The organism is Spirochaetia bacterium 38H-sp, from assembly GCA_039023545.1.
Classification (GTDB): Bacteria; Spirochaetota; Spirochaetia; order Winmispirales; family Winmispiraceae; genus Rarispira; species Rarispira pelagica.
In genome coordinates, this window is the sequence record JBCHKQ010000004.1 from 113,262 (window position 1) to 137,803 (window position 24,542).

General features: G+C 39.8%; 25 protein-coding genes and 1 pseudogene. 6 read left to right on the forward strand and 20 right to left on the reverse strand.

Features of this window, described 5'->3' with window-relative positions; genetic code table 11:
• The first annotated feature begins 82 nt into the window (after positions 1-82).
• Positions 83-739 carry a DNA repair protein RadC gene (radC, locus tag WKV44_08750; GenBank protein ID MEM5948630.1) on the forward strand — a complete coding sequence of 219 codons (657 nt, stop codon included), beginning with the start codon at positions 83-85 and terminating at the stop codon, positions 737-739.
• Between the two features lie 188 nt (positions 740-927).
• On the opposite strand, the gene WKV44_08755 is transcribed toward radC, so the two are convergent.
• Positions 928-1,719 carry a hypothetical protein gene (locus WKV44_08755; protein ID MEM5948631.1) on the reverse strand — a complete coding sequence of 264 codons (792 nt, stop codon included), beginning with the start codon at positions 1,717-1,719 and terminating at the stop codon, positions 928-930.
• Positions 1,720-1,916: 197 nt separating this feature from the next.
• On the opposite strand from WKV44_08755, the gene cimA reads away from it, so the two are divergent.
• From cimA to WKV44_08780, 5 genes are read left to right on the forward strand one after another with little or no spacing between them, the layout of a single operon-like run.
• Positions 1,917-3,491, forward strand: a complete 1,575-nt coding sequence (cimA, locus tag WKV44_08760) for a citramalate synthase (GenBank protein ID MEM5948632.1) — start codon at positions 1,917-1,919, stop codon at positions 3,489-3,491.
• Positions 3,492-3,515: 24 nt separating this feature from the next.
• Positions 3,516-4,676 carry an AAA family ATPase gene (locus WKV44_08765; protein ID MEM5948633.1) on the forward strand — a complete coding sequence of 387 codons (1,161 nt, stop codon included), beginning with the start codon at positions 3,516-3,518 and terminating at the stop codon, positions 4,674-4,676.
• Positions 4,677-4,691: 15 nt separating this feature from the next.
• Positions 4,692-5,321, forward strand: coding sequence for a MotA/TolQ/ExbB proton channel family protein (locus tag WKV44_08770; protein ID MEM5948634.1), 630 nt, complete (start codon positions 4,692-4,694; stop codon positions 5,319-5,321).
• A complete protein-coding gene (locus WKV44_08775; protein MEM5948635.1) occupies positions 5,318-5,725 on the forward strand; it encodes a biopolymer transporter ExbD in 408 nt (135 codons plus the stop codon). The genes WKV44_08770 and WKV44_08775 overlap by 4 nt, the downstream gene beginning before the upstream one ends.
• 1 nt (position 5,726) lies before the next feature.
• On the forward strand, positions 5,727-6,599 hold the full coding sequence (locus WKV44_08780) for a hypothetical protein (protein ID MEM5948636.1): 873 nt from the start codon (positions 5,727-5,729) through the stop codon (positions 6,597-6,599).
• Between the two features lie 83 nt (positions 6,600-6,682).
• Here WKV44_08780 and WKV44_08785 read toward each other — a convergent pair whose 3' ends face one another.
• The 19 genes and pseudogenes from WKV44_08785 to WKV44_08875 form a co-directional block, all read right to left on the reverse strand.
• Positions 6,683-7,915 carry an ATP-binding protein gene (locus WKV44_08785; protein MEM5948637.1) on the reverse strand — a complete coding sequence of 411 codons (1,233 nt, stop codon included), beginning with the start codon at positions 7,913-7,915 and terminating at the stop codon, positions 6,683-6,685.
• A gap of 5 nt (positions 7,916-7,920) precedes the next feature.
• Positions 7,921-8,535, reverse strand: coding sequence for a hypothetical protein (locus tag WKV44_08790; GenBank protein MEM5948638.1), 615 nt, complete (start codon positions 8,533-8,535; stop codon positions 7,921-7,923).
• A 103-nt stretch (positions 8,536-8,638) separates the two neighbouring features.
• The gene (locus WKV44_08795) at positions 8,639-8,968 is read right to left on the reverse strand and encodes a hypothetical protein (GenBank protein ID MEM5948639.1); all 330 of its coding nucleotides are present in this window, start codon (positions 8,966-8,968) and stop codon (positions 8,639-8,641) included.
• A gap of 1 nt (position 8,969) precedes the next feature.
• Complete coding sequence (locus tag WKV44_08800) at positions 8,970-10,913, reverse strand: FapA family protein (GenBank protein MEM5948640.1); 1,944 nt, start codon at positions 10,911-10,913, stop codon at positions 8,970-8,972.
• Between the two features lie 8 nt (positions 10,914-10,921).
• The gene (gene whiG, locus WKV44_08805; GenBank protein MEM5948641.1) at positions 10,922-11,710 is read right to left on the reverse strand and encodes an RNA polymerase sigma factor WhiG; all 789 of its coding nucleotides are present in this window, start codon (positions 11,708-11,710) and stop codon (positions 10,922-10,924) included.
• Positions 11,711-11,713: 3 nt separating this feature from the next.
• A complete protein-coding gene (locus WKV44_08810; GenBank protein ID MEM5948642.1) occupies positions 11,714-12,391 on the reverse strand; it encodes a hypothetical protein in 678 nt (225 codons plus the stop codon).
• A gap of 57 nt (positions 12,392-12,448) precedes the next feature.
• Positions 12,449-13,312 (reverse strand): MinD/ParA family protein, encoded by an 864-nt coding sequence (locus tag WKV44_08815; protein MEM5948643.1) that lies wholly within the window; start codon positions 13,310-13,312, stop codon positions 12,449-12,451.
• A gap of 4 nt (positions 13,313-13,316) precedes the next feature.
• Positions 13,317-14,492, reverse strand: coding sequence for a flagellar biosynthesis protein FlhF (locus WKV44_08820; GenBank protein MEM5948644.1), 1,176 nt, complete (start codon positions 14,490-14,492; stop codon positions 13,317-13,319).
• A 13-nt stretch (positions 14,493-14,505) separates the two neighbouring features.
• Positions 14,506-16,593 (reverse strand): flagellar biosynthesis protein FlhA, encoded by a 2,088-nt coding sequence (gene flhA, locus WKV44_08825; GenBank protein ID MEM5948645.1) that lies wholly within the window; start codon positions 16,591-16,593, stop codon positions 14,506-14,508.
• 11 nt (positions 16,594-16,604) lie between these two features.
• Positions 16,605-17,750: a flagellar biosynthesis protein FlhB gene (gene flhB / locus WKV44_08830; GenBank protein MEM5948646.1), complete on the reverse strand. Its 1,146-nt coding sequence runs from the start codon at positions 17,748-17,750 to the stop codon at positions 16,605-16,607.
• Complete coding sequence (gene fliR / locus WKV44_08835; protein ID MEM5948647.1) at positions 17,747-18,529, reverse strand: flagellar biosynthetic protein FliR; 783 nt, start codon at positions 18,527-18,529, stop codon at positions 17,747-17,749. The genes flhB and fliR overlap by 4 nt, the downstream gene beginning before the upstream one ends.
• Before the next feature lie 6 nt (positions 18,530-18,535).
• Positions 18,536-18,805, reverse strand: a complete 270-nt coding sequence (fliQ, locus tag WKV44_08840; protein MEM5948648.1) for a flagellar biosynthesis protein FliQ — start codon at positions 18,803-18,805, stop codon at positions 18,536-18,538.
• A 10-nt stretch (positions 18,806-18,815) separates the two neighbouring features.
• Positions 18,816-19,493 (reverse strand): annotated as a pseudogene (fliP, locus tag WKV44_08845) (flagellar type III secretion system pore protein FliP).
• 101 nt (positions 19,494-19,594) lie between these two features.
• Complete coding sequence (locus tag WKV44_08850; protein MEM5948649.1) at positions 19,595-20,209, reverse strand: flagellar biosynthetic protein FliO; 615 nt, start codon at positions 20,207-20,209, stop codon at positions 19,595-19,597.
• A 68-nt stretch (positions 20,210-20,277) separates the two neighbouring features.
• A complete protein-coding gene (gene fliN, locus WKV44_08855; GenBank protein ID MEM5948650.1) occupies positions 20,278-21,336 on the reverse strand; it encodes a flagellar motor switch protein FliN in 1,059 nt (352 codons plus the stop codon).
• Positions 21,333-22,361, reverse strand: a complete 1,029-nt coding sequence (gene fliM, locus WKV44_08860) for a flagellar motor switch protein FliM (GenBank protein MEM5948651.1) — start codon at positions 22,359-22,361, stop codon at positions 21,333-21,335. Before fliM ends, fliN begins: the two co-directional genes overlap by 4 nt.
• A 36-nt stretch (positions 22,362-22,397) precedes the next feature.
• Positions 22,398-22,940, reverse strand: a complete 543-nt coding sequence (locus tag WKV44_08865; GenBank protein ID MEM5948652.1) for a flagellar basal body-associated FliL family protein — start codon at positions 22,938-22,940, stop codon at positions 22,398-22,400.
• 80 nt (positions 22,941-23,020) lie between these two features.
• On the reverse strand, positions 23,021-23,752 hold the full coding sequence (gene motB, locus WKV44_08870) for a flagellar motor protein MotB (protein MEM5948653.1): 732 nt from the start codon (positions 23,750-23,752) through the stop codon (positions 23,021-23,023).
• Between the two features lies 1 nt (position 23,753).
• Positions 23,754-24,542, reverse strand: coding sequence for a motility protein A (locus WKV44_08875; protein MEM5948654.1), 789 nt, complete (start codon positions 24,540-24,542; stop codon positions 23,754-23,756).

Sequence of the window (24,542 nt, forward strand, 5' to 3'; positions counted from 1 at the left end):
TCATGTTTAAGATTTTATTTTTAAAACATCTTTTATCTAAAGCAGGCTTTTCTTTTTCTATGTTATAAGTGGCGGAGGGTGTATGGAAGTAAGAGAACTGCCGCAGGAAGACCGTCCAAGGGAGAGGCTAATAAAAAAGGGAGCATCCGCTCTTTCTTCTTCTGAGCTTATGTCCGTGCTAATAGGCAGCGGTATCAAGGGCAAGGGAGTGGCAAAGCTGTCCCGAGAGGTGCTTGCTTTTCTTGAGAAGCATAACTTTGACTGTTCTGCTGATGAGCTTCTTACAATAGAAGGCTTGGGTGCTGCAAAGGCGACTCTTATTCTTGCAGCAATAGAACTTGTAAAACGCTATGTTGCAAGGCCTGCAGTGCCTATCAATAGTCCAGAGAAAGCTTATCAATATCTTATTCCCTATGCAGACAAGCGTCAGGAGCACTTTATCTGCCTTTCTTTAAATGGTGCACAAGAGCTTATAGCTCTCAGGGTTGTAAGCGTTGGGCTTGTCAACCGTGCACTCACCCACCCTCGGGAGGTATTTGCAGATCCTATATCGGACAGAGCAGCCAGCGTGATTATTGCACACAACCATCCCAGTGGCAACCTAAGTCCAAGCTTTGACGACAGGGAAGTTACAGACAGGTTACGGGAAGCTGGCGATATTCTTGGAATTCCAGTGCTGGACCATATCATTTTTTGCAAACACGGGTTTCTGTCTTTTAAAGAAGAGGGATATATCTAAAGCCATTGTCTTTTTAAAAAGTCCCAATGGCTTGCCGTCATAAGACACAGCAGCTATAAAGGCAAGATACGGGCAAACCTGCCTGTGGCAGATATTCTAAGGCTCTGAGAAAATGCTATATGGTATCTTCCTTCCGCCAAAGGCAGTGGGGAACGCTTTAGCGTTTACCACGTTCGGTATAAACATAACTAGACTATGTCGGCACCCACAATATGCTCTAGTTCCTTGTACAGAATATAGCGCTCCACAGGACTGTTTTTAAAAAGGCCATAAAGCTCATCAATATTCTCTGTGTTGTGCTGCTCTTTTATGATGCTGTGCTGTTTCTTGAGCATTCTAAGGTAGGTCAGATGTGCACGCGCGGTAGCCTCAAAAAGCTCGCTGCCAAAATCAGGTCTAACGGAAAAAAACGGGAAATCAGCGAGAAGGTTGCAAGGTATCCGTATGGCTTGAAAATAACAGATAAGCCCTTCCAGCTCAAAGACGATATCAAGCTGGTTCTTGAGGCTGAGCAGAGAGTCCAGGTCAATAATCTGCCAGCGTTTGTTATCAGAAGACAAAGCAAGCCACACAGGTATGCCAACATATGTCTGCCATCTTTCCAGAGCTTCCAACTCGGAGTTAAAGAAGAGATAGGCTCCCATGGGGGTCAGGGGAAAATGACGACTCCTTCTTATTGTTACGTCAACTGCGATCGTAGCAGTAGCCGGCAAACGAAGCAAAAGATCAGGCTGCTTGATTCTTCTGTCAGGAAGTATGCAGTCGGGCAAAAAGAGCTCGTTCTCTCCTGTGTCCGCCCAATCCGTAGAAATCCATGTAGGGAGATACCCTAAGTTTCTGAGCCTTTTGGCAAAGAGGATTTCCGCCCTTAGAGAGCGGAGTTTACGGGGAGATAAGAGATTATCCATTGTCTTTCTCCCATCATAACTTGTTATTGTGTTTTTGTTGAGGTCTATGCGGGGTAGTTTTTCCTTGCTCACATCTAAATAACAGTTTTTTCCATACTTCTGCTTTTACTGCTTGACAGTATTTTTAACAAATAGTATATCTTTTGTATGAATACAAAACTCAATGGTATTATTATTCGCATTATCTCATGTTCTCGGGGCGGATGGTAATACCTTTGAGTTACAAACCAGCCGTCCTTATAGGACGGCTTTTTTTATAAGGAGATTTTATGGCAAAACACATCGTAATCTATGACACAACACTTAGAGACGGTATGCAGGGAATAGAGATAAATTATACGCTTGAAGATAAAATACTTATTGCAAAAAAACTGGATGAGCTGGGAGTTGATTATATAGAAGGCGGTTTTCCTCTTTCCAATGAGAAAGAAGCAGAGTTTTTTAAGAGGATCAAAAAAGAAAAACTCACTACTGCAAAGGTCGTTGCCTTTGGCTCTACACGCAAGCCTGGAAAAAAAGCAACGGGTGATGCTCACATAGAAGCTCTTCTCGATGCCCAGACAGAGGCTGTAATTGTCGTAGGAAAAAGTTGGATAAAACATGTAACGGATGTTCTAAGGACCAGCCCGGAAGAGAATCTGGAGATGATATACGACTCAATTTCCTATCTCAAATCCGAAGGCAGAGAGGTATTCTTTGACCCAGAACATTTTTTTGACGGATACAAGGATGATCCTGATTATGCAGTAAAAACGCTACAGGCTGCAACAGAAGCAGGAGCATCCTGTCTTGTGCTATGCGATACCAATGGTGGCACTCTTCCCCATGAGGTAAGCGAAATTATAGGTGCTCTTCCAAAGGAAAAGCTTGCTCCTATAGGAGGTCATTTTCATAATGATACTGGTAATGCAGTAGCAAACTCTTTAATGGCTGTGCTCGCCGGAGCAACGCACATTCAGGGCACAATCAATGGTTGGGGAGAACGCTGCGGTAATGCCAACTTGTGTAGCATAATGCCCAACCTCATGTATAAGATGGGATACAAACTCACATGCGGAGACAGAATAAAAACTCTCACAAGTGTGTCACGTTTTGTTGCGGAGAAAGCCAACATAATACCTGACAAAAGACAACCATATGTAGGAGAGGCTGCCTTTAGCCACAAAGCAGGACAGCATGTGGATGTGCTGATAAAAGCAGAAGAGCTTATGGAGCATATGGATGCCTCTCTTGTGGGTAATAAGAGAAGAATAATACTATCGGAACTTGCCGGAAAATCCACTCTGGTGAAAAAACTTTCCAAATACGGTGAGTTTACCAAGGATTCTCCGGAAGTTGCAAAACTTACAGAGCTTTTAAAAGAAAAAGAAAACGAGGGTTTTGAGTACGAGGCAGCAGAAGCTTCGTTTGAGCTTCTTATACTTCAGGTACTTGGTCTGTATAAACCTCTTTTTTCCCTTGAAAACTATCATCTGGAATCCTTCAAAACAGGACGGGCGGATTCCAAGACACTTGGAAAGCTTTTCCTGACCGTAGAGGATACAGAGGTTATGGGTGCATCTGTCTGTATAGGTCCGGTAGAAACACTGGATGCCGCTCTTAGAGATGCTCTTGGAGAGAAATATCCCTTTATAAAAGAAATTTCTCTTATAGACTACAGGGTAAGGGTTCTAAATCCAGAAGACGCAACAGCAGCAAAGGTACGGGTTTTTATAAGCTCACGCAACCATGTGGGAGAAACATGGGATACGGTAGGCGTACATAAGAATATTATAGAAGCCTCATGGCAGGCACTGGTGGACAGCTACGAGTATTATTATAATACTTATGTTATAAACAGATAAGAAAACATAAGTAAGGAGGACGATTTGGCTCCAAAAATAATATATGTGACAGGATTCCGCCAGCATGCAGGAAAAACCATAACATCACTAGGCTTGCTATGGCTACTGCAAAAAAAGTTTTCTCCCTCTGAGCTTGGATACATAAAACCAGTAGGACAGGAACTTATAACACTGGAAGACGGCAGTAAAATAGACAAAGATGCAATAGTTGTCAAAGAGTTTAGCGGCATATCGGATATGGACTTGCACACCGTATCTCCAGTAAGACTTGGGAGCGGATTTACAAAAAACTTTCTGGACTCAGAAAACAAAGCAGAACAGACAAAAGAGCTAACTGATAAAATATTAAGATCCGTAAAAAAGCTTGAAGACAAGAAAGTTATAGTAGCAGAAGGAACAGGACATCCGGGAGTAGGAGCAATAGTCGGACTCTCCAATGCAAATGTTGCAAGATTAACAGGAGCCGAGGTTATATTCCTATCAGGTGGAGGTCTGGGTAAAGCATTGGACATGCTGGAGGTTGACCTTCACTACTTTATGTCTAAGGGAGTCAATGTAAAAGGAGTAATATTCAACAAAATAATTCCCAATAAAATTGAGCAAATAAAGCATTATATTACAGAAGACCTTCTCAACACACGTTTTCCGTTTTTCTATAATCCTCTGAGAATTTTAGGATTCTTACCCATAGAAGAATCCCTGTCCAGACCCAGCATGCAACTTCTTGCCAATAAACTGGATTCTGCTATAGTGATAGGAAACCCAAACGAACCACAATGGAATATCCCGTGTGGTAAAATGATAATCATCACCCAGGACAAAGAGCATCTCATTCCTCAAAGGTATATGACAGAAAAAGCACTATACCTTATAAGTGCAGGAAGCGGAGACAGAATAAATCTCATTATAGAAGCCCATAAAAAAGAAAACATACCTATAGGAGGTTTTATAATAACCTGCGGCGACACCACACAGCTAGAAGACAAAACCCTAACTATTTTGGAAAACAACTCAGTACCGGCAATATATGTGACCGCAGATACAGCAACCATAAGAGAAAGGATAGAAGACGTGTACGAAAACCCAAAGCTGCAAACATCAGATATCATAAAACTCCAAAAAATACAAAACCTCTTTGAACAATACTTTTATTGGGATAAGTTTTGCGATATAATGTCGCTTTAACAGGAAGGAGGAAAAATGATTAACATGCTGATAAAAGGCGGTCCCATACTATGGTCAATAATCCTTCTGGCATTTGTGGGAACCGCAATAGTAATAGAAAGATTGCTATATTTCAGAAAAATACGAGTAGACGAAGAAAAACTATTTTTGAGGATAAAATCTTCCCTAGAAAAAGGACACTTTGACGAGGCGCTCTACATATGCGACACCAACTATTCCCCTTTGAGTGCTCTCATAAAAGTAGGCATAGAACATAGGAATCACCCAGAACACATCCAAAGAGAAGTGATAAAAGATGCGGCTAATCAGGAGATCCCACAACTTGAGAAAAACCTCTCTGGACTAGGCACAATAGCCCACATAGCACCACTTCTTGGACTTCTTGGGACTGTTACAGGAACAATGAAAAGCTTTGGCATACTAGGACAATTTGGTGCGGTAGCAGACCCTGCTCAACTTGCAAAAGGCATATCGGAAGCGCTTATAACAACAGTAGGAGGGATACTCGTTGCAGTCCCGGCTGTTATATTCTATAACTACCTTGTAAGCAAAGTAAACCTCATGCTAATAAAAATGGAAAACCAGGTAAACGCGCTTATCCTGATGATAAATTCTAGCAAGAACAATGGGAGCAAACAACAATGAGACTGCAAAGAAGGCTTAGCCCGCAGATTAACGTAGACCTCACACCTCTCATCGATGTAGTATTCCAGCTTGTAATATTCTTTATGGTAACAAGCGTATTTAAAATAGCACCTGGAATAAGTCTAGAACTTCCAGAATCAGGAACAGCAGAACCACTTACGGTAAAAGAACTCGTGATAAGCGCAGAATCGGAAGATACAATATACGTCAACAACACACTAACAACCATCAAAGGAATCCCTGCTGTGCTGGAAACCTGGAAAGAAGAAAACCAAGGTAAGGACATGCAAGTAATCTTGGAAGCAGACAAAAACGCACCGTACCAGCTGGTAATAAAACTGCTGGACATACTGAGACAAAACGGCCTTGCAGACGTAGGACTAAGAACAAAAGCCCAGAGATGACATGAGAGAAGACCTCAGAAAACAACAAGACAAACGCATAAAGCTCCTTTCAATATCGATAAGTGCAGGCATTTATCTGCTTATAGTAATAGCACTGTGGATAGCAGGACTCCTGCAGTATCAAGAACTATCAGATATATCCAGTCCCGTAAACATCAAGCTAAAAAGCCAAGGGAATGCTCCCATCCCCCAGATAGCACAAGAACCGCCCAAAGGAACACAAACACCACCACAACCAGAAGCAACCCCACAACATACAGAACAAAACAATAATAAGCCCCAGCCCACAAAACAAGCAGAAAAGCAAACTCCAACTTCAACCAGCACAAAGCAAGCAGCCAGCACACCCCGCCCCACACAACAAGAACAACCCGCAGAAATATCAGGACAAGAAAACGGTAGCAGCTATAACATAGGCTTCTCAGCCTCAGCTGGACAAGTAGGAAGAAGCTTTTACGTACCCATCTACCTCTACATGCCACTACCAGACACACTCACAGACACAACAATATCCTACCTAAGAATAAAAGAACCGCAATTACAATGGGAAACAATCTACCACCAACAAAACGACACATGGTTAATATCAAGCCAACCACCAATAGAACAACGCCCGCAATACTGGAACGCACTTAGCAAAGCAGGCTATAACCCTACAAAAGCAAGCTATAAAAACCGTCCCAACCTTAAAAACGTAAAAATAGAATTCCGCGTGGACTCAAGCAAAAAAGGCAGCCGCCTCACAGACATAAAAATACTCACATCCTCAGGATACTCCGATATAGACGAGGCAATACTATACGGATTTAGCCAAGCCACATTCTTTAACAACACAGACCAGCCTATAAAAGGCGTATTTACTTACAAATTCTAGATTAAAACCGAACGGATTACCCTCGCCATAAACCAAGAGCACAATAAAAAAGCTCGGGTAACCCTGCCTGCGGCACATAGAAATTATAAAAAAGAAGACGGAAAAACCATCTTAACAAGACGTCCATCTGACTCGCGATCTATAACCTCCAGCCCTCCCCCAAGAGAAGAAACAATATCTCTGACAACATCCATCCCCACACCCATACCAGAAAAAACACTCACATCACCATCAGACGCAGGAACACCTCTACCATCATCAGCCAGCCATAACATAAGCTCAGAATCAGAAACCCTAGCTCCAAACTCAATCCTTCCCACCTCGCTCTTACCATTTTTTTTCCTCTCATCAGGCAACTCAATACCATGGACAACAGCATTACGCACAAGATGGACAAAAACAAAATCCAGCCCCGCCCGCCACCATGCAGGAATAATAACATCCTGCCCAAGAACAACAACTTCGCACAACTTTCCAAGCTCAGAAACAAGCCTTTTTGCCTCAGAAACAGCATAAGAAAAAAGCTCCCCTGCCCTAATCCTAAAAAGAGAAGCAATCAACCTGTCAAAATGCTCAAACTCAAGCTCACTACCTAGCTTGGCTACATACTCCCGATAGGCACGCCACCCCTTCTCAAAAGCAACAAACATAGAACGAGTTGCAACAAGAGAATCTATAGCCACATCCTTTGCAAAACCAAGCTCAGCCTCAGACAACATAGAAACAGAAAAAGAAATCAAATCAACAGCAAGAGCCTCTCGTATAGAATCCTCAGAATAACAAGAACAAAAAACAACAATGGAGTCTGGAATCTCCTCTTGACTCATATTGATTATATCAGGAACACAGGAAATCACAGCACAAGCATCCTCCAGCCTGGAGAAAGCAAGATACAACCTGGCATAACGGTAAGACTCATCCCCTGAAACAGAAATAACAACCTTAAAAATCTTTTCTCCGCGCCTTACAGACTCATGAAAAGCAGAAAGAAGAGACCGCATAACAACAACATCATCAGTAGGATGATCAGAAGAAGAAGAAACAAGAGAGGACTCCAGCTCGGAAATAAAGTTTAACAAATCAGAAGACTCAAATAAAGAAGAATCCTCTACCAAAAGAAGCTCAAAATCATGCACACGAGAAGCATACTCATCCATCTCCATAGAAAGAAGCACTGCCTTTAAAGAATGAAGAATTCGTCTTACCCGGTTTTTTGATACAGGAGAAATATCAAAACTTCTCAGCAAATCCCTCAATTCGTATAGAAGTCCTATAAGTTCTTTCTTTGCCACATCAATAGGATTAGAGCTCAACATTCCCCCTATCTTTTATCAAACAAAGTCTTCTCAAGAGAAATGATAAAATCAACTTCGCCAACAGTTTTACCAGTTTCTCTTGCTATGTAAGAAAGAGAATAGCCTTCCCTATAGAGACTGAGAACCTTTTCCATAATAATATTCTCACTTGATAAAGAACTGACAGACCCATCATAATCTGACTTATCAGCAGAAAAATCTATAACAGCCTCCTGCCTACTATCCGCCACACCATCGGATATAGCACCCCTATCATCAAGAGGAAGAGCAGAAGGAAGTTCCATGTTGTGCTCTCTTTCCTTTTTTGCCACAAGCCCGTCAAAATCAACAACAGTCTCATTCTTATCCACATTTTTATCCTCAGGAGCTGCATCAACAGACTTTATCGCATTAACAACAGAAACAACAGAAGAGATATCAAGACTTTTAAACTCCTTGATTATGAGCTCCGCATCATCACACGCAGTAGTGAGAGCAATCAATTTTTTATCCATCTGCTCAGCAACACTCCTTACTACACCGAGCCTTTCTTCAATAAGAGTTATATTTCTATCCGTAACCTCATTGCAATCTACAATGATCTCCTCAATATCACGCCTGATTTTATCTAAAACCTCCATAGAGGACAAACGTTTATCTATACGCTTATTTATAAAGAGAATAGCAATAAAAACCCCTACAAAAAAACCGACAAAAGTCCAAAGAAAAGACATAAAATAAGACCTACCCTAAGATATCAATATTATTACCCAAGTCAGAATCCTTAACTATCATTACAGCAGCACTATCCTGCTTACCTTTTTCATGCTCCTTTTTTTTCTCTCTCTCCTCTTTTTGTTGTTGATTACTCTTTTCATCCTTTATTTTCTCAGGACCTTCACCTGCTTTGGAAGTTTGCTTTACGCTATGACTCTCCTGATTAGCCTTCTTTACCATCTCCTCCGCCTGTACAGACTGAGCATGCAAAGGCAACTCCTTCGCTCCCCCCTGCTCCCTTCCCACCTCCTGCAATCTGGTGAAAAGAGTCTGTAAGTCTATGGGCTGAAGAGACATATCACCTCTCCTTTATTCCAAGATTATCCAAATCCTCCGGCTCCTCATATTTTGTAACCTTAACCATATTAGCTTCAGAAATAAATGTTACACTCTTAAAATCATTCTTGACCTCAAGAACAGCTTCTCTTATAAAAATCTTAACTCCAGGAAAAACATTTCCTGATACAGAAACACGTCCCTTAGTCTTTAACTGATTAAGATACTCCCTAATTCTGTCAATTTCAGCCTTTATGGTAGATATTTTCTGACTAAGCTCACGTTTCCTTAGAAGAAGCTCTTTATATACATTAGCCTTGTCTTGTGTTAGTTTCTTACTCTTTCTAAGATTTTCTAAGGCCCCTAAATTGAGACTCAACTCATCAAGTTCCTCGGTAAGCTTAGTATGTTCTAGGCTTAGAGACTCTTCTTTTTCTTTTGCAGATGGGTCAAACCCAACCTCAACAATAGTTTCTATACCTCCGACAGAACCCAAATTTTTGGCAATAACCTCTTCTGTTGCTATGGATTTACCACCTACAATACTTGCCCTTCTTCCATGACATATTATCTTCTTATTAGCACTCACAGTAGAATTGATAATGCCATCGCTTACAATAACGAGCTCACCAGCTTCAACCTTAGCATTTTCCACAAATCTTGATACCACATTTTTACCAGCCTTTATAAGAGCAGCTGACTTTCCTGCAATACCCTGATGTACAATAATATCACCCTCCGCATCAAGCTCACATTTTCCCACAGAACCCTTAACCTCTATATTGCCACTGGCCTTTATAGAAAAACCATCCTCGACATTTCCTGTTACTATAACAGTACCCAAAAAGAGAATATTACCTGTTTTAAGACTTACATCACCATCAACAGTATATACAGGCTCAACAGTAATCTTACCGGAGATAAGAAGAACCTGACCATTTATCTCGGCAATGGCAACCATACCATCATCGGACAACTTGACATTCTTACCCACTGGCATGGGAATATCTTTCCCATCCTTTGCGGGCAAGATCTTTCCTGTAACAGTACGTCCGGGAACACCTGCAGAAGGAGGGATCTTCTTTGCCAGAACCTGACCAGCAACAACATTTTGCACAAGATTTAGATCTTTGTAATCGATCTTGCCATTCTTTTCTTTTAAACGCACACGAGTATGATCAGTTTCAAAATTATAAATAATTTTTGCATCATCACCATTCTTGGGAGGAATCCCTTCTGCAATAAGAATCTCTCGACCATAGACAGGGCTTCTTTCAAACTCTGCAACAACATCTTCCATAATACCATATTCAATACCATTCATCTTTAGGAAGCCAATGATAACATCTCTTGTAGGATCCGTGCCCCCGTCTCTTGGTGCCTGAGCAAGAAGATAAGCTTTCATCTCACCATCAGTTATATTAACACTCAAAACCGCATCATGAGCAGGATTATAACTGTACTCCGCAATCTTAACAAACTCACCATCAGCCCGTTTTACAACCTTGCTCAAAAGATTATTATCAATATTGGTATTAACTCTTCTTATAATAGCCTCTACAGCTTCCTTTTCTGTTACAGGACGTCCCTTACCTTCCGGTGGATAAACAGCAACATATACTCCGTCACTATTCAATCTGACAAAAATCTTACCATCCTTATCCTTCTGCCTCTCATCCTCAATATCAAAGCCAAGTTCAACCTCGTTTTCTTCATAAGATTTGACAGAGACAGAAGACATTTTTGATGCCACAATAAGCCAAGGCTTTTTACCAACCCCCAATATACCTCTGGAGCCTTTTTCCATAATCTCATATTCAAGCTCTTTTATTTTGCAATCAAGCTCGATGGCAGCCTCTTTCAAAGCATCTTCCAGAGTATCCGCAGTAACCTGGACAAACTTTTTTTTATTATCTTCCTCAAGCTGTCTAGACATATAATCACGCAGTCTGTCCAGAGAAATCACAAAGCCCCCTAAAAAATACCCTTTTTAATATTTCTCAACTTAACCCTCAGCCTTGTAATAGCCTTTGTATGAAGTTGAGACACCCTTGATTCCGTGACATTAAGAATAGCACCAATTTCCTTAAGAGTAAGATCTTCGTAATAATATAGCACAAGGACCTTTTTTTCTTTATCAGGAAGTTCCTTGATAGCTTCTGCAACAACTCTTTTTATCTCTGTTTTTTCAACAACAGCTTCAGGATCATAAGCAGAAGGAGCCTCCAACATATCTACAATGGAAACCTTATCGCTATCATCTCCAGTATACCATAATTCCTGAAGAGAAAGAATAGAAGTAGAACTTATTCTTTGCAAAGTTTTTTGCAATTCCTTAGAACTAACCTTAAGCTCCTTTGCCAACTCTTCATCAGTAGCAGCACGCCCCAAAGATGCTTCAAGCTTATGTAGAGCATCTTCCACCTCTCTACTCTTTTGTCTAACAGATCTGGGTACCCAATCCAGAGCTCTTAGTTCATCATATATAGCTCCCCTTATACGAGTAACAGCATAAGTTTTAAATTTTACATGTTTGTCAGGATCAAATTTTTCTATAGCATCAAGAAGCCCAAACGTGCCAAAACCAATAAGATCATCAAATTCAACACTACTTGGAAGACCTACAGCCACCTTCCCGGCAACATACTTGACAAGAGGCGCATATTGTTTTATTAGAAACTCTCTGATATCGGGATTTTTAGTCTTTTTATAATCCCTCCAGAGCTCTTCTTCAGGTTTTTGTGCCAGAATATCTTCTACCATTGGCTAAGTTCCTTCCTCTTCCTTTTTTAATAAAGTCCTGATAGCTTTTGCCATAAGTTCTGGATCATCGGAGTCCGATGATTTATTAGGAGAAGCAGCAGAATAAGATACTACTGTATCACTCTCCATCTCAACATTATCATCGTCCGAATCATTGTCAGAAAAAAAATCATCCTCAAGAGAATCAACATCAGGTAGAGAAGATGTATCAGAATCAACAACACTATCCTGGACATCTCTAACAGCAGCAATAGTCTGAAGCTCATCTGATACGGAAACATCTTCTCCGTCTAAATTCTCTTGTAAAGCAGGCACATCTTCCATTTTGGAAACATCATCTTCAAAATCGGACATATCATTATTAGACTGGGAAGCCTCAATATTTAAATCATAAGTAGGCTTTACTTCTTCTACAGAATCATCAACAACAATATTCACAGAAGAAGCTAACGACTCATCCTCAGCCCCGGAAACCTCATTATCAGAAGAAACATCAGAAACAATCTCAGGCAAAAACTTCTCCATAAGAAAAAAAGCCACAACAAATATAGCTGCTATTCCCCCTCCTCCGACAATAGCCTTAATCAACACAGTCAAAAATGGATTTCCTGAGAACAACCCCAATACCAAAGAGAAGCCCGATGCAATCCCCCCGACATAGAGGGCCTCTTTTATTCTCATAACCAATAACCATTAAAAGGTTAGACCAAAAAAAAGTCTACGTCAAGCAAAGCTTTATCAGGCACCTCCCATAAAGCGCTTCAAAAAAGAACCAAGCCCTCGGCCTTCCTTATAATCAACCTTTTCCAATCTTCCCACAAGATGTTTTATACATCCTGCAGCCTTACTTCTGGGCTCACCAACAATAAAAGGCCGCTGTCTAAGAACAGCCCCCTGCACAGCAGGATCCTCATAGACAAAACCGAGGTAGTCAACCTTTATATTTAAAAACTGGCCTGCAATAGAAGTAACCCTTTCGGACACCTTCTTCCCCTCAGTAACAGTCTTGACCCTGTTGACAACCAACTTAAGCCCCATGTTTAGATTCTCAATCTCAGTTGCAATTATCTTTATTATACCATAAGCATCTGTAATTGCAGTAGGTTCCGGAGTAGTAACAATAACAACATCATCCGCAGCAGCAACAAAAGAAATCACATTTTGCCCCACACCGGCACTGGTATCAATTATAATTACATCGGCAAAAGAAAGACCGGAAAGCTCATCAATAAACCTATCTCTCTCATCATCAGAAAGATTAGCGATCTTGGCAAAACCAGAAGCACCGGCAATAATCTTAATACCATAAGGAGTATCAATGATTATTTCTTCCAGTGATCTTTGCCCCTTTATAAGATGATACAAGTTATATTTGGGAATAACCCCCAAAACAACATTTACATTGGCAAGTCCGAGATCCGCATCCATAAGAACAACCTTCTTGCCTATCTGAGCATATGCGATAGCAAGATTAGTAGCAACATTAGTCTTGCCAACTCCGCCCTTGCCACTAGTAACTGCAATAATCCTTGTTTTACTCTGAGAAATAGGAACAGTCCTGCTCCTCATAAGCTCTCTTAGAGACTCCGCCTGATCTGCCATAACCTTACTCCATACCATTTAAATTAAAACCTCTGACACCGGCAAGCACTCTCTCCGGTGTAGCAACCTCAATATCCTTGGGTACCCCTTGACCGGTGGTTATAAAAGAAACCGGCTTTTTCTTCTCACTCAAAACACTTATGATATTACCAAGGCTGGAAGTTTCATCCTCCTTGGTAATAATCACAGACACATAATTAAAAGGCTCAAAAACCTGAAGTACATTATATATATCGGCAGTTTTAGTAGTAGCACTCAAGGCCAAATGCACCTGAGAATAAGAACCGCAAGCATCAAGAACACTCTTCATCTTACCTATACGTGCAAGATCTTTAGGACTATTTCCAATAGTATCCACAAAAATCATATCCACTGCAGAATAAATTTTAATAAACCTCTCCAACTCATTATAATTCTCAACAAGAGAAACAGGAATCCCCATAATTTTAGCATAAGTCTCTATCTGCTGCTTTGCCGCTATTCTATAATTATCAAGAGTAATTATACGCGTATCATATCGTATATTTTCCTTATTTAACCCAACACCAAACATAGCTGCCAACTTTGCTATAGTGGTAGTCTTTCCCACTCCCGTAGGACCAACAACCACAAAAACACAAGGCTTCTTTTTTATAGAAACAGGATGCACAAGTATCTCATCTTTAATAAAAGAAGCAACACGCCCCTTCAACTCATCCATATCAGTAATCTGCTGCATCGTAAGCTCAGACTTAACACGGGAAACAATCCTATCAATAAAAGAAGCAGAAAAATCAGCAGCCATAAGATGTTCTCTAACAAAAACAATATTCTCATGTTCAGAAGAAGAAACAGCCCCCCCCTTATTCTGCAAAAGGCGCTTTACATCCTTTAGCTCCTCCATTATAAGCTTTGAAATATCCTTAGAATCAGTATCAGCAGTCTTAACCTTAGTTGCAAGCTCAACAATTCTAGATTTTTCTTCATCAAAAGAAACCGAACGCCCTTCGGGCTTTTGTCCATAAGAAGTACGGCGAGGTATATAACAAGTAAGCTCAACCGCAGGCTTTTTAAACAAACCAAGAAATCCACCAACAACAATATCTTTTTTACTGACTATTCTAACATCCATACCATGAATATTCTTTGCCTTGGCAAAAGCCTTTTCAAAACTCTCATCCTGAACAGTAAAAAAATCCATAATCCCCTCCATATCAATCAACCCTTATCTCACCAACAGCCTCAACCCTCACATCCTGAGGAATCTCAGGAACAGACAACACAACAAGATCAGGAATATCCCTCAAAGTACTGTTTTTCACCAGAGCCCTGGCTACCTCCTGACACAAAACAACAGGAATATAACCTTGTTGCTGAGCATCATTTATAGCATTCATAACAGAATTAATCCACTTCCTATACAAATCAGGCTCGAGAGCAGGAACATACCCGGACGCAGTCTCCACCCTGGAATCTATTATTCTTTGTTCCAGTACAGGATCAATAGTTATTACATAAAGAGTATTATTTTCATCAGTATACTGAGCACAAATCTGACGTCCCAAAGCCTGCCTGGTCTTTTCTATCAAAAATCCATGCTCCTTACTAATTCTTGCAAAATCGGACATAGTCTCAAGTATGGTAACCAAATTCCTTATGGAAACCTGTTCTAACAACAGACCCTGCAAAACTTTCTGAACATCACCAAGAGTGAGATCAGAAAGAACATCATCGACAACAGCGGGATAATTCTCTCTAAGAGCATTCAGCATAGACTGAACCTCCTGCCTTCCAAGCAGCTCAGAAGCATGCTGTTTTATAATCTCCGTAAGATGAGTAGCAATTATAGAAGGAGGATCTACAACTGTATATCCAGCCCTCTCCGCTCTATCACGGTCTTCCTCACGTATCCAAATTGCAGGGAGACCGAAGGCGGGATCTCTTGTCTCTTCTCCCTCTAATTCTTCTGATACTCCTCCAGGATTAATACACAAATAATGCCCCATCTTTATAACACCTCTGCCAACATTGACCCCCTTTATCTTCACACTATACTCAGAGGGTTCCAATCTCATATTATCCATAATTCTTATACGAGGGATAACAATACCTAGCTCAAGAGCTGTTTCCTTTCTTATTCTAGTAATCCTCTCAAGCAGCTCCGCCCCCTTCTCCCTATCCACAAGAGGTATAAGGGCATAACCTATTTCAAGAGAAATAGGATCAAGAGGAACAACAGGAGAAAGCTCCTGTTGTTCTTCATGTGCAGAAGATTTCTTCTCATCAACAAAAGAAGAGGTATCAGTAGACCTTACAGACTTGAGAGACAATCTGTAAGCAACAAAACCCAGCACAAAGGCCATAGGAAGAAGGACATACCACGGGAATCCCGGCAAAATAGCAAGAAAAATCAGAAAACCTGCGGCAATCCAATATATTCTGGCTTCTCCGGCAAACTGCGTAGACACATCCTCTCCAAAAGTTCCGTCGGAAATAGCCCTTGTTACAATAAGACCAGTAGCAGTAGAAACAAGCAAAGCAGGAAACTGAGAGACAAGACCATCTCCTATTGTAAGAGAAATATAAGTAGTTAATGCAACAGAAAAAGGTTCTCCGTGAATAGCCATACCTACAATTATACCACCAAGAATATTAACTACTGTTATCAAAAGTCCTACCTTAACGTTACCGGAAACAAATTTGGAAGCACCATCCATAGCACCGTAAAAATCAGCCTCTCTTTGCAACTCTGCTTTTTTTCGTGCAGCTTCTTCCTCAGAAATAGCTCCGGAGTTATATTCTGCCTCTATTGCCATCTGCTTTCCCGGTAAAGCATCAAGAGTGAAACGAGCAGCAACCTCTGCAACTCTAGTAGCTCCCTTGGTAATAACAATAAACTGAACAGCAATAAGAATAATGAAAATTATAAAACCAACGACAAGCCCCTCTTGTCCACCACTGCCCACAACAAAAGTACTAAAAGCTTTGACAAGCTTCCCCTGAAACTTACTACCCTGATTAAGAATAAGTCTTGTAGAAGAAACATTAAGAGAAAGTCCAAAAACAGTAAGAACAAGCAGTAACGTTGGGAAAACAGAAAACTCCAAAGCCCTCTTTATTGACAATACAATAAGTATCGTCAATAAACTTATAACAAGATTTAAACTCATAAGAGTATCAAGAAGAACAGGGGGCATGGGTATAATAAGCATCATAACAACAGCTATGACACCAATTGCCACAAAAACATCGCTTCGCTGATTTAAAAAAGAACTTCTAAAAATCTGAGGAATATCTGCCATAAAAAACTCCTCTAAATGGCCTTCTGCTTTTTACTAGAATCCATTGCATAAACCCTGGCAAGCACAGTAGCAACAACAGAATAATACTGTTCTGGAATAGTATCTCCCACATCAACATCAGCATATAAAGCCCTTGCAAGAGGTTTATGCTCGACAACAGGTACATCCGCATCTTTTGCTATCCGTCTCATTCTAAGAGCAAGCTCATCTGCACCCTTTGCAATAACAGTAGGAGCATGCATTCTTGATTTTTCATATTCAATAGCAACAGCGTAGTGAGTAGGGTTTGTTATAACAACATCCGCTTCCGGAACCTTTCTTATCATATTCTGAGATAACAATTCTCTCATTCGTTGTCTCAATCTGCTTTTTACAAGAGGATCCCCCTCATACATCTTCCTTTCTTCTTTCACCTCTTCCTTGGACATTTTGAGCGATTCAAGATGTTGCCGCCTCTGAAAGATATAATCAACAACAGATATGACCAGAAAAACTATACTAGATTCAAGGAGTATTCTAAAAATAATAAAGGATATAAACGACATGGACTCCAAAATAGGCATCTTGCTAAGAGATAAAATTCTCTTTATCTCTGCGGATATATTTAAAAACGCAATAAAACCAATAACAAATACTTTTAAAAAAGTTTTTCCCAGATTAAAAAGCGCCTCACCGGAGAAAAAAGCCTTTTTAAAAAATCTTACAAAATTAGGAACAATCCTCTGAAAATCCGGAGTTATAGGCTTGGTAGTAAATAAAAAACCAACTTGAATAACATTACCCGCAAAAGCAGCAATAAACGCAATAATAAGAAAAGGTAAACTCAATCGTAAGAAATATTGAATAAAAAGGGAAAAAGCTTTTCGTCCTGAAAAAAAATCAGGAGTAGAAAGTTGATAGAAAAAAGAGGTAAACATGGATACAGCCGTGGAAAGTACATATTGCGACAAAACACCTAGTAAAATCAAAGAAAAAAGCATAACAAGAGCAGAAGGAAGCTCTGGAGTTTTTGCAACCTTACCTTCTTCTCTTGCTTTCCTTATCTTGTGTTCCGTAGGTTCTTCTGTTCTGCCCTCATCTTCTGCAGCAAACCATTGTAAATGCATATCGAGCAGGAAGGAATCATCCTCCACAATAAGCATATAAGCATCGCTCATATTACACTCCCCGTAGAAAAGCTGTTAACAAGCGCTCTGTACAAATAAGCAAAAAAAGAATCAACATACTCTGCCATAAAAGGAATAAAGAGCATAAGAATAATAAACCCCACAGAAATAGAGATAGGAAATCCCATCATTAGCAGATTCATCTGAGGCGCAGCCTTACCCATTATTCCCATAGAAACAGTAACCAGAATAAGAACACACACAATAGGAAGAGCAAGAACAAAACCAGAAGAAAAAAGACTTCCCAACAACCTCATAAAAAGTGCAAGGAAACTATCCCGGGTGGTTGCTATATCTATTGCTTTTAAATACTTAAAAGAATAATATATCCCAACATAAAAAATCTTAACCATGCCGCTGGAAACCAGAAAAATCAATATTGCGATATTGTTTACAAATTGACCCATTAGAGGCAATTCTTGTTGAGCAAGCGGATCGTACACAGAAGCCGCATTAAAACCCATCTGGAAACCAAAAAGCTCTCCTGCAATCTGAAAAACAGAAAAGAAAGCAAGAACAATAAAAGCAATTATCAGTCCTATTAAAGATTCTCCTAACAAGATAAAAATATATGCAAGACCCGTATCAGGAATAGCATAAGAAGATGAGACCCAAGGGAAAACAACCATTGCAGAAAAAAAACCCAGACCTACACGGGCAACTCCCGGGAATCCAGTAGAAGAAAAAAGAGGAGCAGCAGCAAGAAAAGCAAAAACACGTGCAAAAATTATCAGAAAAATTTGACTATTATTAACAAGCTGCTCAAACATCAACAATTACCTCACAATATCAGGAATCATCTCTATAAGACGTATGGTAAACTGAGAAATAGATGAGACAATCCAAGGTCCCAAAAACGCCAAAACACCAAGGATAGCAAGCATTTTTGGAACAAAAGTAAGAGTCTGCTCCTGAATAGATGTGGTAGCCTGAAAAATAGATATAATTAAACCAACCACAAGTCCTACAAGTAGAAGAGGGGCTGCAATTACTATGAGTTGAAAAACACTACTTCTCAATAAATAAACAGCAGTTCCCAAATCCATCATCTACCTCCTAAAAAAAACTTCCCAATACCTGTTTTGTAATCAATGTCCAACCGTCAACAAGCAGAAATAACATCAACTTAAAAGGAAAAGAAACCATAACAGGAGGAAGCATTATCATTCCCATTGACATCAAAGTAGAAGCTACAACCATGTCTATTATTATAAAAGGAAGATATAGGATTATACCTATTTTAAAAGCAACAGTAAGCTCATGCAAAACAAAAGCCGGTATTAGCACATGAGTCGGAACATCAGCTAGAGTATTAGGTTTAGGTAACTCCGTCATATTCATAAACAATCTGATATTTTCCGGCGAAGAACTCATCTGCTTATACATAAATATACGCAAAGGAGCTTCTGCCTTCTTATAAGCCTCTTCTATACCAATCTCCCCGCTGGAAAAAGGAACAAAGGATTCATCATAAATTTGATAGAAAACAGGCCACATTACAAAGAAAGTGAGAAACAAAGCAATCCCCATAAGCACCTGTGTAGGTGGAACCTGCTGCAAAGATAATGCTCTTCTTATGAAATCCAAAACAATAGCAATACGTAAAAAAGCTGTTGTTAAAATAAGTATTGAAGGAGCAAGAGTTAAAACAGTAAGTAAAATAAGAAGCTGCAAAGAAAAGGCAACTTCCTGGTTGCTGACGGGTTCTCTGACTGTTAGATCTATGAAAGGAATATTTATCCCCTGATTATCCTCTGGTCCAAGCTGAGCAAAAACAGGTTGAATGGCTACTATGACAAATAGAAATATCAACAAGATTTTCTTGGGAACAAAAATCATAACTTTTTTAACCTCTCTTTCTGCTTTTCCAGAAAATCAACTGATTTGGAATCAGCCTGTTTATCCGTAGAGGCTCTGCTTAGAAGTCTTTTTAATAAATCTGGAAAAGATGCCTTATTTTGTGATACAGTAGTAGAAGATATTAACTCCAGTCTATCTTTTGTATCTTTATCCGATATTTCCGATATTAGTGAAATAGAAGAATCAGAGACTCCTATTAGGAAAAAAAGTTCTTCAAGCTTTATTACATATAATGTTTTATTAGAAGCCAGTACTTTTGTATCTATAATTTTTATAATTTCATTTTCAAGAAAGCCTTTTGTACTAGTCTTTCTTAAAAAGAAAAAGAGCGCATATATCATCCCAAGAACAACAGCTAAGACCAAAATCATTCTCATCGCATCCCAGATAGAGAAAGCCACAAGAGAAGGACTTTCTGTTGTAGATGTAGAAGCTTCTTCGGTTTTTTGCTCTATATCAGGTAAAATATAACCTTCTTCCGTAGATATATTATCTATATTAGGCTGATTTGATGTAGTAGGCTCCTGAGCAAAAATACAGAAGCCTATATACAGAGACAAAAGAACTACGCTAAAACGAGAATAAAACATATTGTCCCCTCCCAAGAACAAATATATTTTTATGGCTTAGCCAGAGCCATAAAAATATTTAATTATTATCATGACAACTGATTAACTCTAGCAAGAGGTGATATAATCTCAGTAACTCTAACGCCAAAGTTTTCATCAATAACGACCACCTCTCCTCTAGCTATCAATTTGTGATTAACAAGTATATCAACAGGCTCACCTGCGAGTTTATCAAGCTCTATGATGGTGCCTTCCCCCATCCCCAATATTTCTTTGACCATTTTTCTTGTCCTACCAAGCTCAACAGTAAGCTCCATATACACATCCATAAGCAGGGATATGTTAGTTTGTTGCTCGGCACTCAATCCGGAATCTCCAAATTGTGGAAACTGAACCTGCTGGACCTGCGGGGCACCTGCCCCCCATAGATTAGCACCGGCATTAGTGTTGTCTGCCATATTTATTCCTTGCATAGAATTTTGTCCCATAGAAGGCTGCTGCATAGAAGATTGAGAAGCAGGTAGATTTATCAAGCTCATGACAAGAGAAGAAGAAAAATATTCTTTTATAGAAACTGATTCTCCCTCTATATCTACAGGATAATCAAGGATAACAAACTCCTTATCACTAAGGGAAAAATCATTTTTTGAGACAAGTGCCCCCTGAGGAGGAGCAGTGAGTATGGTAACAGAAGCAAAATCTCCAAGAGAAGTTACCACAGGTCCATTTATCTGAGAAAGCCCTTCCTGCAATGCGGAGATAGAAGCTTCTGTAAGCTCCACATTTTCCTGTCCCACAAGAAAACCAGCTATTTTTGTTGCAGCAGCTTCATCTAAAAAATATCCATGTGCCCCTATTTTTCCATCAGTATAACTCATATCAACATGAAGAAAATTATCTGGAAAATCTCTCAGAAGATCATCAAGAGCTGTTATCTTTGCAACAGGAGCTAATATATTAACCTGTTTTCCTGTAAGCATAGACAAGTTAGCCGATTGAGATGCCACAGTATTGGCTACAATCCCCTTAAATTTTTGAACATCAGAGTCAGAAAGAGATGGGGGGGGCCCTCCTGCTGGCGTATCAAAACTAACTGTTCCCTGCAACAAGGCATCAATTTCTTCTTGAGTAAGTGCACCATCACTCATGATTCTTCTCCTTCTGGTTTTAATTCCTCAATAACTTGTTCTTCCTCTTCTATCTTTTTAACCAGTTTTACGGCCATTTTTTTCCCTACCTGTCCGGGTACGCAAAAAAACTTGGGTTTATTCTCTATTTTTAAAACAAGAGGGTTTTTCACAGAGGTAGGAAGCATAATCACATCATTTTTTTGTATGCTTAGGATATCCCGCATTTTAAGAACCATCGTACCTATTTCTGCTACAAGAGAGACCTCTACTGTTGATATTCTGTCTTTTATTATGGCAAGGTTTTCTGTTGTACCGCCTTTTCTAACAGAAGAATACCAATATTGAGCTGACAGTTTTGAAATTATTGGCTCAATAGTAAGATATGGAATACAAAAATTCATCATACCCTCTACATCACCCACTTTTGTTTCAAGTGTAACAAGCACTACCATTTCAGTAGGAGGAACAATTTGTGCAAATTGAGGATTAGTATCTATCTGTCCAAGACGTGGCCTTAGATCAACAACCTGGTTCCAAGCTTCCCGCATATTACCTAGGATTCTTACCATTATCCCTTCCATAACGGTCTGCTCTATATCGGACAGGTCTCTGTCTCTTGGGACAACAGAACCGTCGCCAGGACCACCGAAAAGTCTATCAATTATAGAATATGTTATCGTAGGGTCTATCTCCAATATTGCAGACCCTTTTAAGGGATCCATGTTTATTATACCTATAGTTGTAGGATTGGGTATAGAACGAATAAATTCTTCATAAGTCAGCTGGTCAACTGATGCAACATGTACCTGCACAAGGCTTCTAAGTTGTGCGCTCAAAGAGGTTGTGGTTAGACGTGCAAAGGTCTCATGCATTATAGATATAGTACGTATTTGTTCCTTGGAAAATTTATCCGGCCTTTTAAAATCATATATTTTAATTTTTCTTTGTTCTGGAGCTCTTTGTACTTCTTCTGTTTCTATATCACCTGCAGAGATAGCTGAGAGAAGCTGGTCTATTTCTTCTTGAGAAAGAACTTCTGTCATATTCTCGCTCCCCTCATAATTTTACTAAGTTCCAAGTTAAAACTCCACCACATTAAAAGTATCAAATACTATTTCTTTTATCATTCCATTAGTAAGCACATCGTTTATCTTAGCCATAAGCTCTGCTTTGAGAATACTTTCGTTTTGTGGTCTTAACTCATCTGCTGTCTTGGAAGAAAAAAATCTCCTTATAAGATCTCTGATATAAGGCTTCCTCTCGTTTAACTCTGTCTGAACAGCAGTATCATCAACGTCATATCCAAGATAGACAACTGCAAGAAGTGTGTTCTGCGCTTCATCTGCAGTTCTGGCCCTTATTTCTCCTATTTCATACCAGTTTAATATTGGAGGGGCGGCTTGATACTGTGGAGATATCTCCGGAGGTGTTTGAGATTGACTGGAAACATTTAGTATCTTTAGAGTAATTATAACAACAGTAAAAACAAATAATATTGCAGCTACTCCCATAGCAACAAATTTGAGAATTTGAATAAGTATATTGGGTAAAAATCCGACTTGCTTTGCATCCGAAGTATCTACCGATGATTCTTGCGTGTCATCCTCAAAAATATCACCCATTATCCCCTCCTAATATATAAATTCTATCAGAAAAACCCGGGGTTGAAAAGGTTTTTCTTTATAATATACTCAATTATTATTTATAAATGCCCGTCGGAGAGTATGATAATATCTACTCTTCTGTTGTATGCACGCCCCTCAGGGGTAGCATTATCCGCAAGAGGAACAGTGTCTGCCAAGCCCATAGCCTGAAATTTCTGCTCGTCAACCCCATAATCGCTTAAGAAATGTAATACATTTATGGATCTGTCAGCAGAGAGTTCCCAGTTGCTTGGCCAGGGACCTGCAGGATCTGTCGGTATGTTATCAGTATGTCCTTCTATTCTTATTTTTCTATCTGCAAGCTCAGGGCTGGATAACAAATTGGATAGTTTTATAAGAGTTTCTCTGGCTGCTTCTATATTGAGCTCTGCACTTGCACTTCTAAAAAAAGCATCAGCTGCGAGAGTTATCACTAATCCCCTCTCATCTTGCTTTACTCTTACTGTTTTTGCTTTTATCTCCGGCTGAAACGCAGATATGGCCTTTTTTCTGGCTTCATCCAATGCTCTTCCTCTCTGCATCGATGGTAAGCTCATGACAGTATTACCAAGTTCTGCAAGACGCCCTACGGAGAGTGTATTGCCTCCTTCTCTACTTCCCAATCCGGGAAATGCCGATAATATCAATCTTACCTGATATCCATCTACAGTTGCAGTGGTAAACATCATAACAAAGAAAGTAAGCAGAAGAGTAACCATATCCCCATATGTGAGCATGTAATCAGGAGCACCTTCGTCTGCTTTTTTTTCTTTCTTCTTCTTTTCTGCCATATTATTCCCTGCCGGCCTCTTGTCTTACCGCTTCTCTTTCTGCAGGAGGCAAGAAGGAGAGTAGCTTTTCAAGCAATACTCTCGGGTTATCTCCTGCTTGGATTGATAGAATTCCTTCTATCATTATTTCTCGTACCATGGATTCTTCCCTGTCTCTGTCTTCAAGCTTGTTTTTTATTGGTATTAAAAAAAGGTTAGCAAAAAGAGAACCGTAAAGTGTTGTGATTAGAGCTGTTGCCATTCCTTGTCCTATAGCAGAAGAGTCACCTGCAGAAAGGTTTTTAAGCATGGCTATAAGACCGATAAGCGTTCCTATCATTCCAAAAGCCGGAGCTATCTTTGACCAGTCGTCAAAGAGCTTGGCTCCTGTAGCATGCCGTGCCTGCATTTCATTGAGCTCCGTATATAAAACGGCTTTTATTATCTCTGGGTCTATTCCATCAACTACAAGCTGCAGACCTTTACGCATAAATTCATCTTCTACTTCATCCAGATTATCTTCAAGCGCCAGAAGGCCTTCCCTTCTGGCGCGTTCGGAAAAAGCAATTAAATCATTTATTATTTTACCTTCTTGTCGATTGGGAACATTGAGCACATGAGAGAATATCCCCATTATACCAAGCATTCTGGATAGAGGGTTGCCTACCATCATTGCACCAAAGGAACCTCCCAAAACAATAAGGACGGACGGGATATCCACATATACCATCAGAGGAACACCAGCTGCTATTATTCCAAAAAGAACCAACCCTAATCCGACTACAACACCTAGAATCGTCCCCAGATCCAT

What these genes read in the sequence shown, in the direction of transcription:
- radC (MEM5948630.1), top strand. Translation starts at nt 83, where the DNA reads ATGGAAGTAAGAGAACTGCCGCAGGAAGACCGTCCAAGGGAGAGGCTA.
- cimA (MEM5948632.1), top strand. Translation starts at nt 1,917, where the DNA reads ATGGCAAAACACATCGTAATCTATGACACAACACTTAGAGACGGTATG.
- WKV44_08770 (MEM5948634.1), top strand. Translation starts at nt 4,692, where the DNA reads ATGATTAACATGCTGATAAAAGGCGGTCCCATACTATGGTCAATAATC.
- WKV44_08775 (MEM5948635.1), top strand. Translation starts at nt 5,318, where the DNA reads ATGAGACTGCAAAGAAGGCTTAGCCCGCAGATTAACGTAGACCTCACA.
- WKV44_08780 (MEM5948636.1), top strand. Translation starts at nt 5,727, where the DNA reads ATGAGAGAAGACCTCAGAAAACAACAAGACAAACGCATAAAGCTCCTT.
- WKV44_08785 (MEM5948637.1), bottom strand. Translation starts at nt 7,915, where the DNA reads ATGTTGAGCTCTAATCCTATTGATGTGGCAAAGAAAGAACTTATAGGA.
- WKV44_08790 (MEM5948638.1), bottom strand. Translation starts at nt 8,535, where the DNA reads ATGGAGGTTTTAGATAAAATCAGGCGTGATATTGAGGAGATCATTGTA.
- WKV44_08795 (MEM5948639.1), bottom strand. Translation starts at nt 8,968, where the DNA reads ATGTCTCTTCAGCCCATAGACTTACAGACTCTTTTCACCAGATTGCAG.
- whiG (MEM5948641.1), bottom strand. Translation starts at nt 11,710, where the DNA reads ATGGTAGAAGATATTCTGGCACAAAAACCTGAAGAAGAGCTCTGGAGG.
- WKV44_08810 (MEM5948642.1), bottom strand. Translation starts at nt 12,391, where the DNA reads ATGAGAATAAAAGAGGCCCTCTATGTCGGGGGGATTGCATCGGGCTTC.
- WKV44_08815 (MEM5948643.1), bottom strand. Translation starts at nt 13,312, where the DNA reads ATGGCAGATCAGGCGGAGTCTCTAAGAGAGCTTATGAGGAGCAGGACT.
- WKV44_08820 (MEM5948644.1), bottom strand. Translation starts at nt 14,492, where the DNA reads ATGGATTTTTTTACTGTTCAGGATGAGAGTTTTGAAAAGGCTTTTGCC.
- flhA (MEM5948645.1), bottom strand. Translation starts at nt 16,593, where the DNA reads ATGGCAGATATTCCTCAGATTTTTAGAAGTTCTTTTTTAAATCAGCGA.
- flhB (MEM5948646.1), bottom strand. Translation starts at nt 17,750, where the DNA reads ATGAGCGATGCTTATATGCTTATTGTGGAGGATGATTCCTTCCTGCTC.
- fliR (MEM5948647.1), bottom strand. Translation starts at nt 18,529, where the DNA reads ATGTTTGAGCAGCTTGTTAATAATAGTCAAATTTTTCTGATAATTTTT.
- fliQ (MEM5948648.1), bottom strand. Translation starts at nt 18,805, where the DNA reads ATGGATTTGGGAACTGCTGTTTATTTATTGAGAAGTAGTGTTTTTCAA.
- WKV44_08850 (MEM5948649.1), bottom strand. Translation starts at nt 20,209, where the DNA reads ATGTTTTATTCTCGTTTTAGCGTAGTTCTTTTGTCTCTGTATATAGGC.
- fliN (MEM5948650.1), bottom strand. Translation starts at nt 21,336, where the DNA reads ATGAGTGATGGTGCACTTACTCAAGAAGAAATTGATGCCTTGTTGCAG.
- fliM (MEM5948651.1), bottom strand. Translation starts at nt 22,361, where the DNA reads ATGACAGAAGTTCTTTCTCAAGAAGAAATAGACCAGCTTCTCTCAGCT.
- WKV44_08865 (MEM5948652.1), bottom strand. Translation starts at nt 22,940, where the DNA reads ATGGGTGATATTTTTGAGGATGACACGCAAGAATCATCGGTAGATACT.
- motB (MEM5948653.1), bottom strand. Translation starts at nt 23,752, where the DNA reads ATGGCAGAAAAGAAGAAGAAAGAAAAAAAAGCAGACGAAGGTGCTCCT.
- WKV44_08875 (MEM5948654.1), bottom strand. Translation starts at nt 24,542, where the DNA reads ATGGATCTGGGGACGATTCTAGGTGTTGTAGTCGGATTAGGGTTGGTT.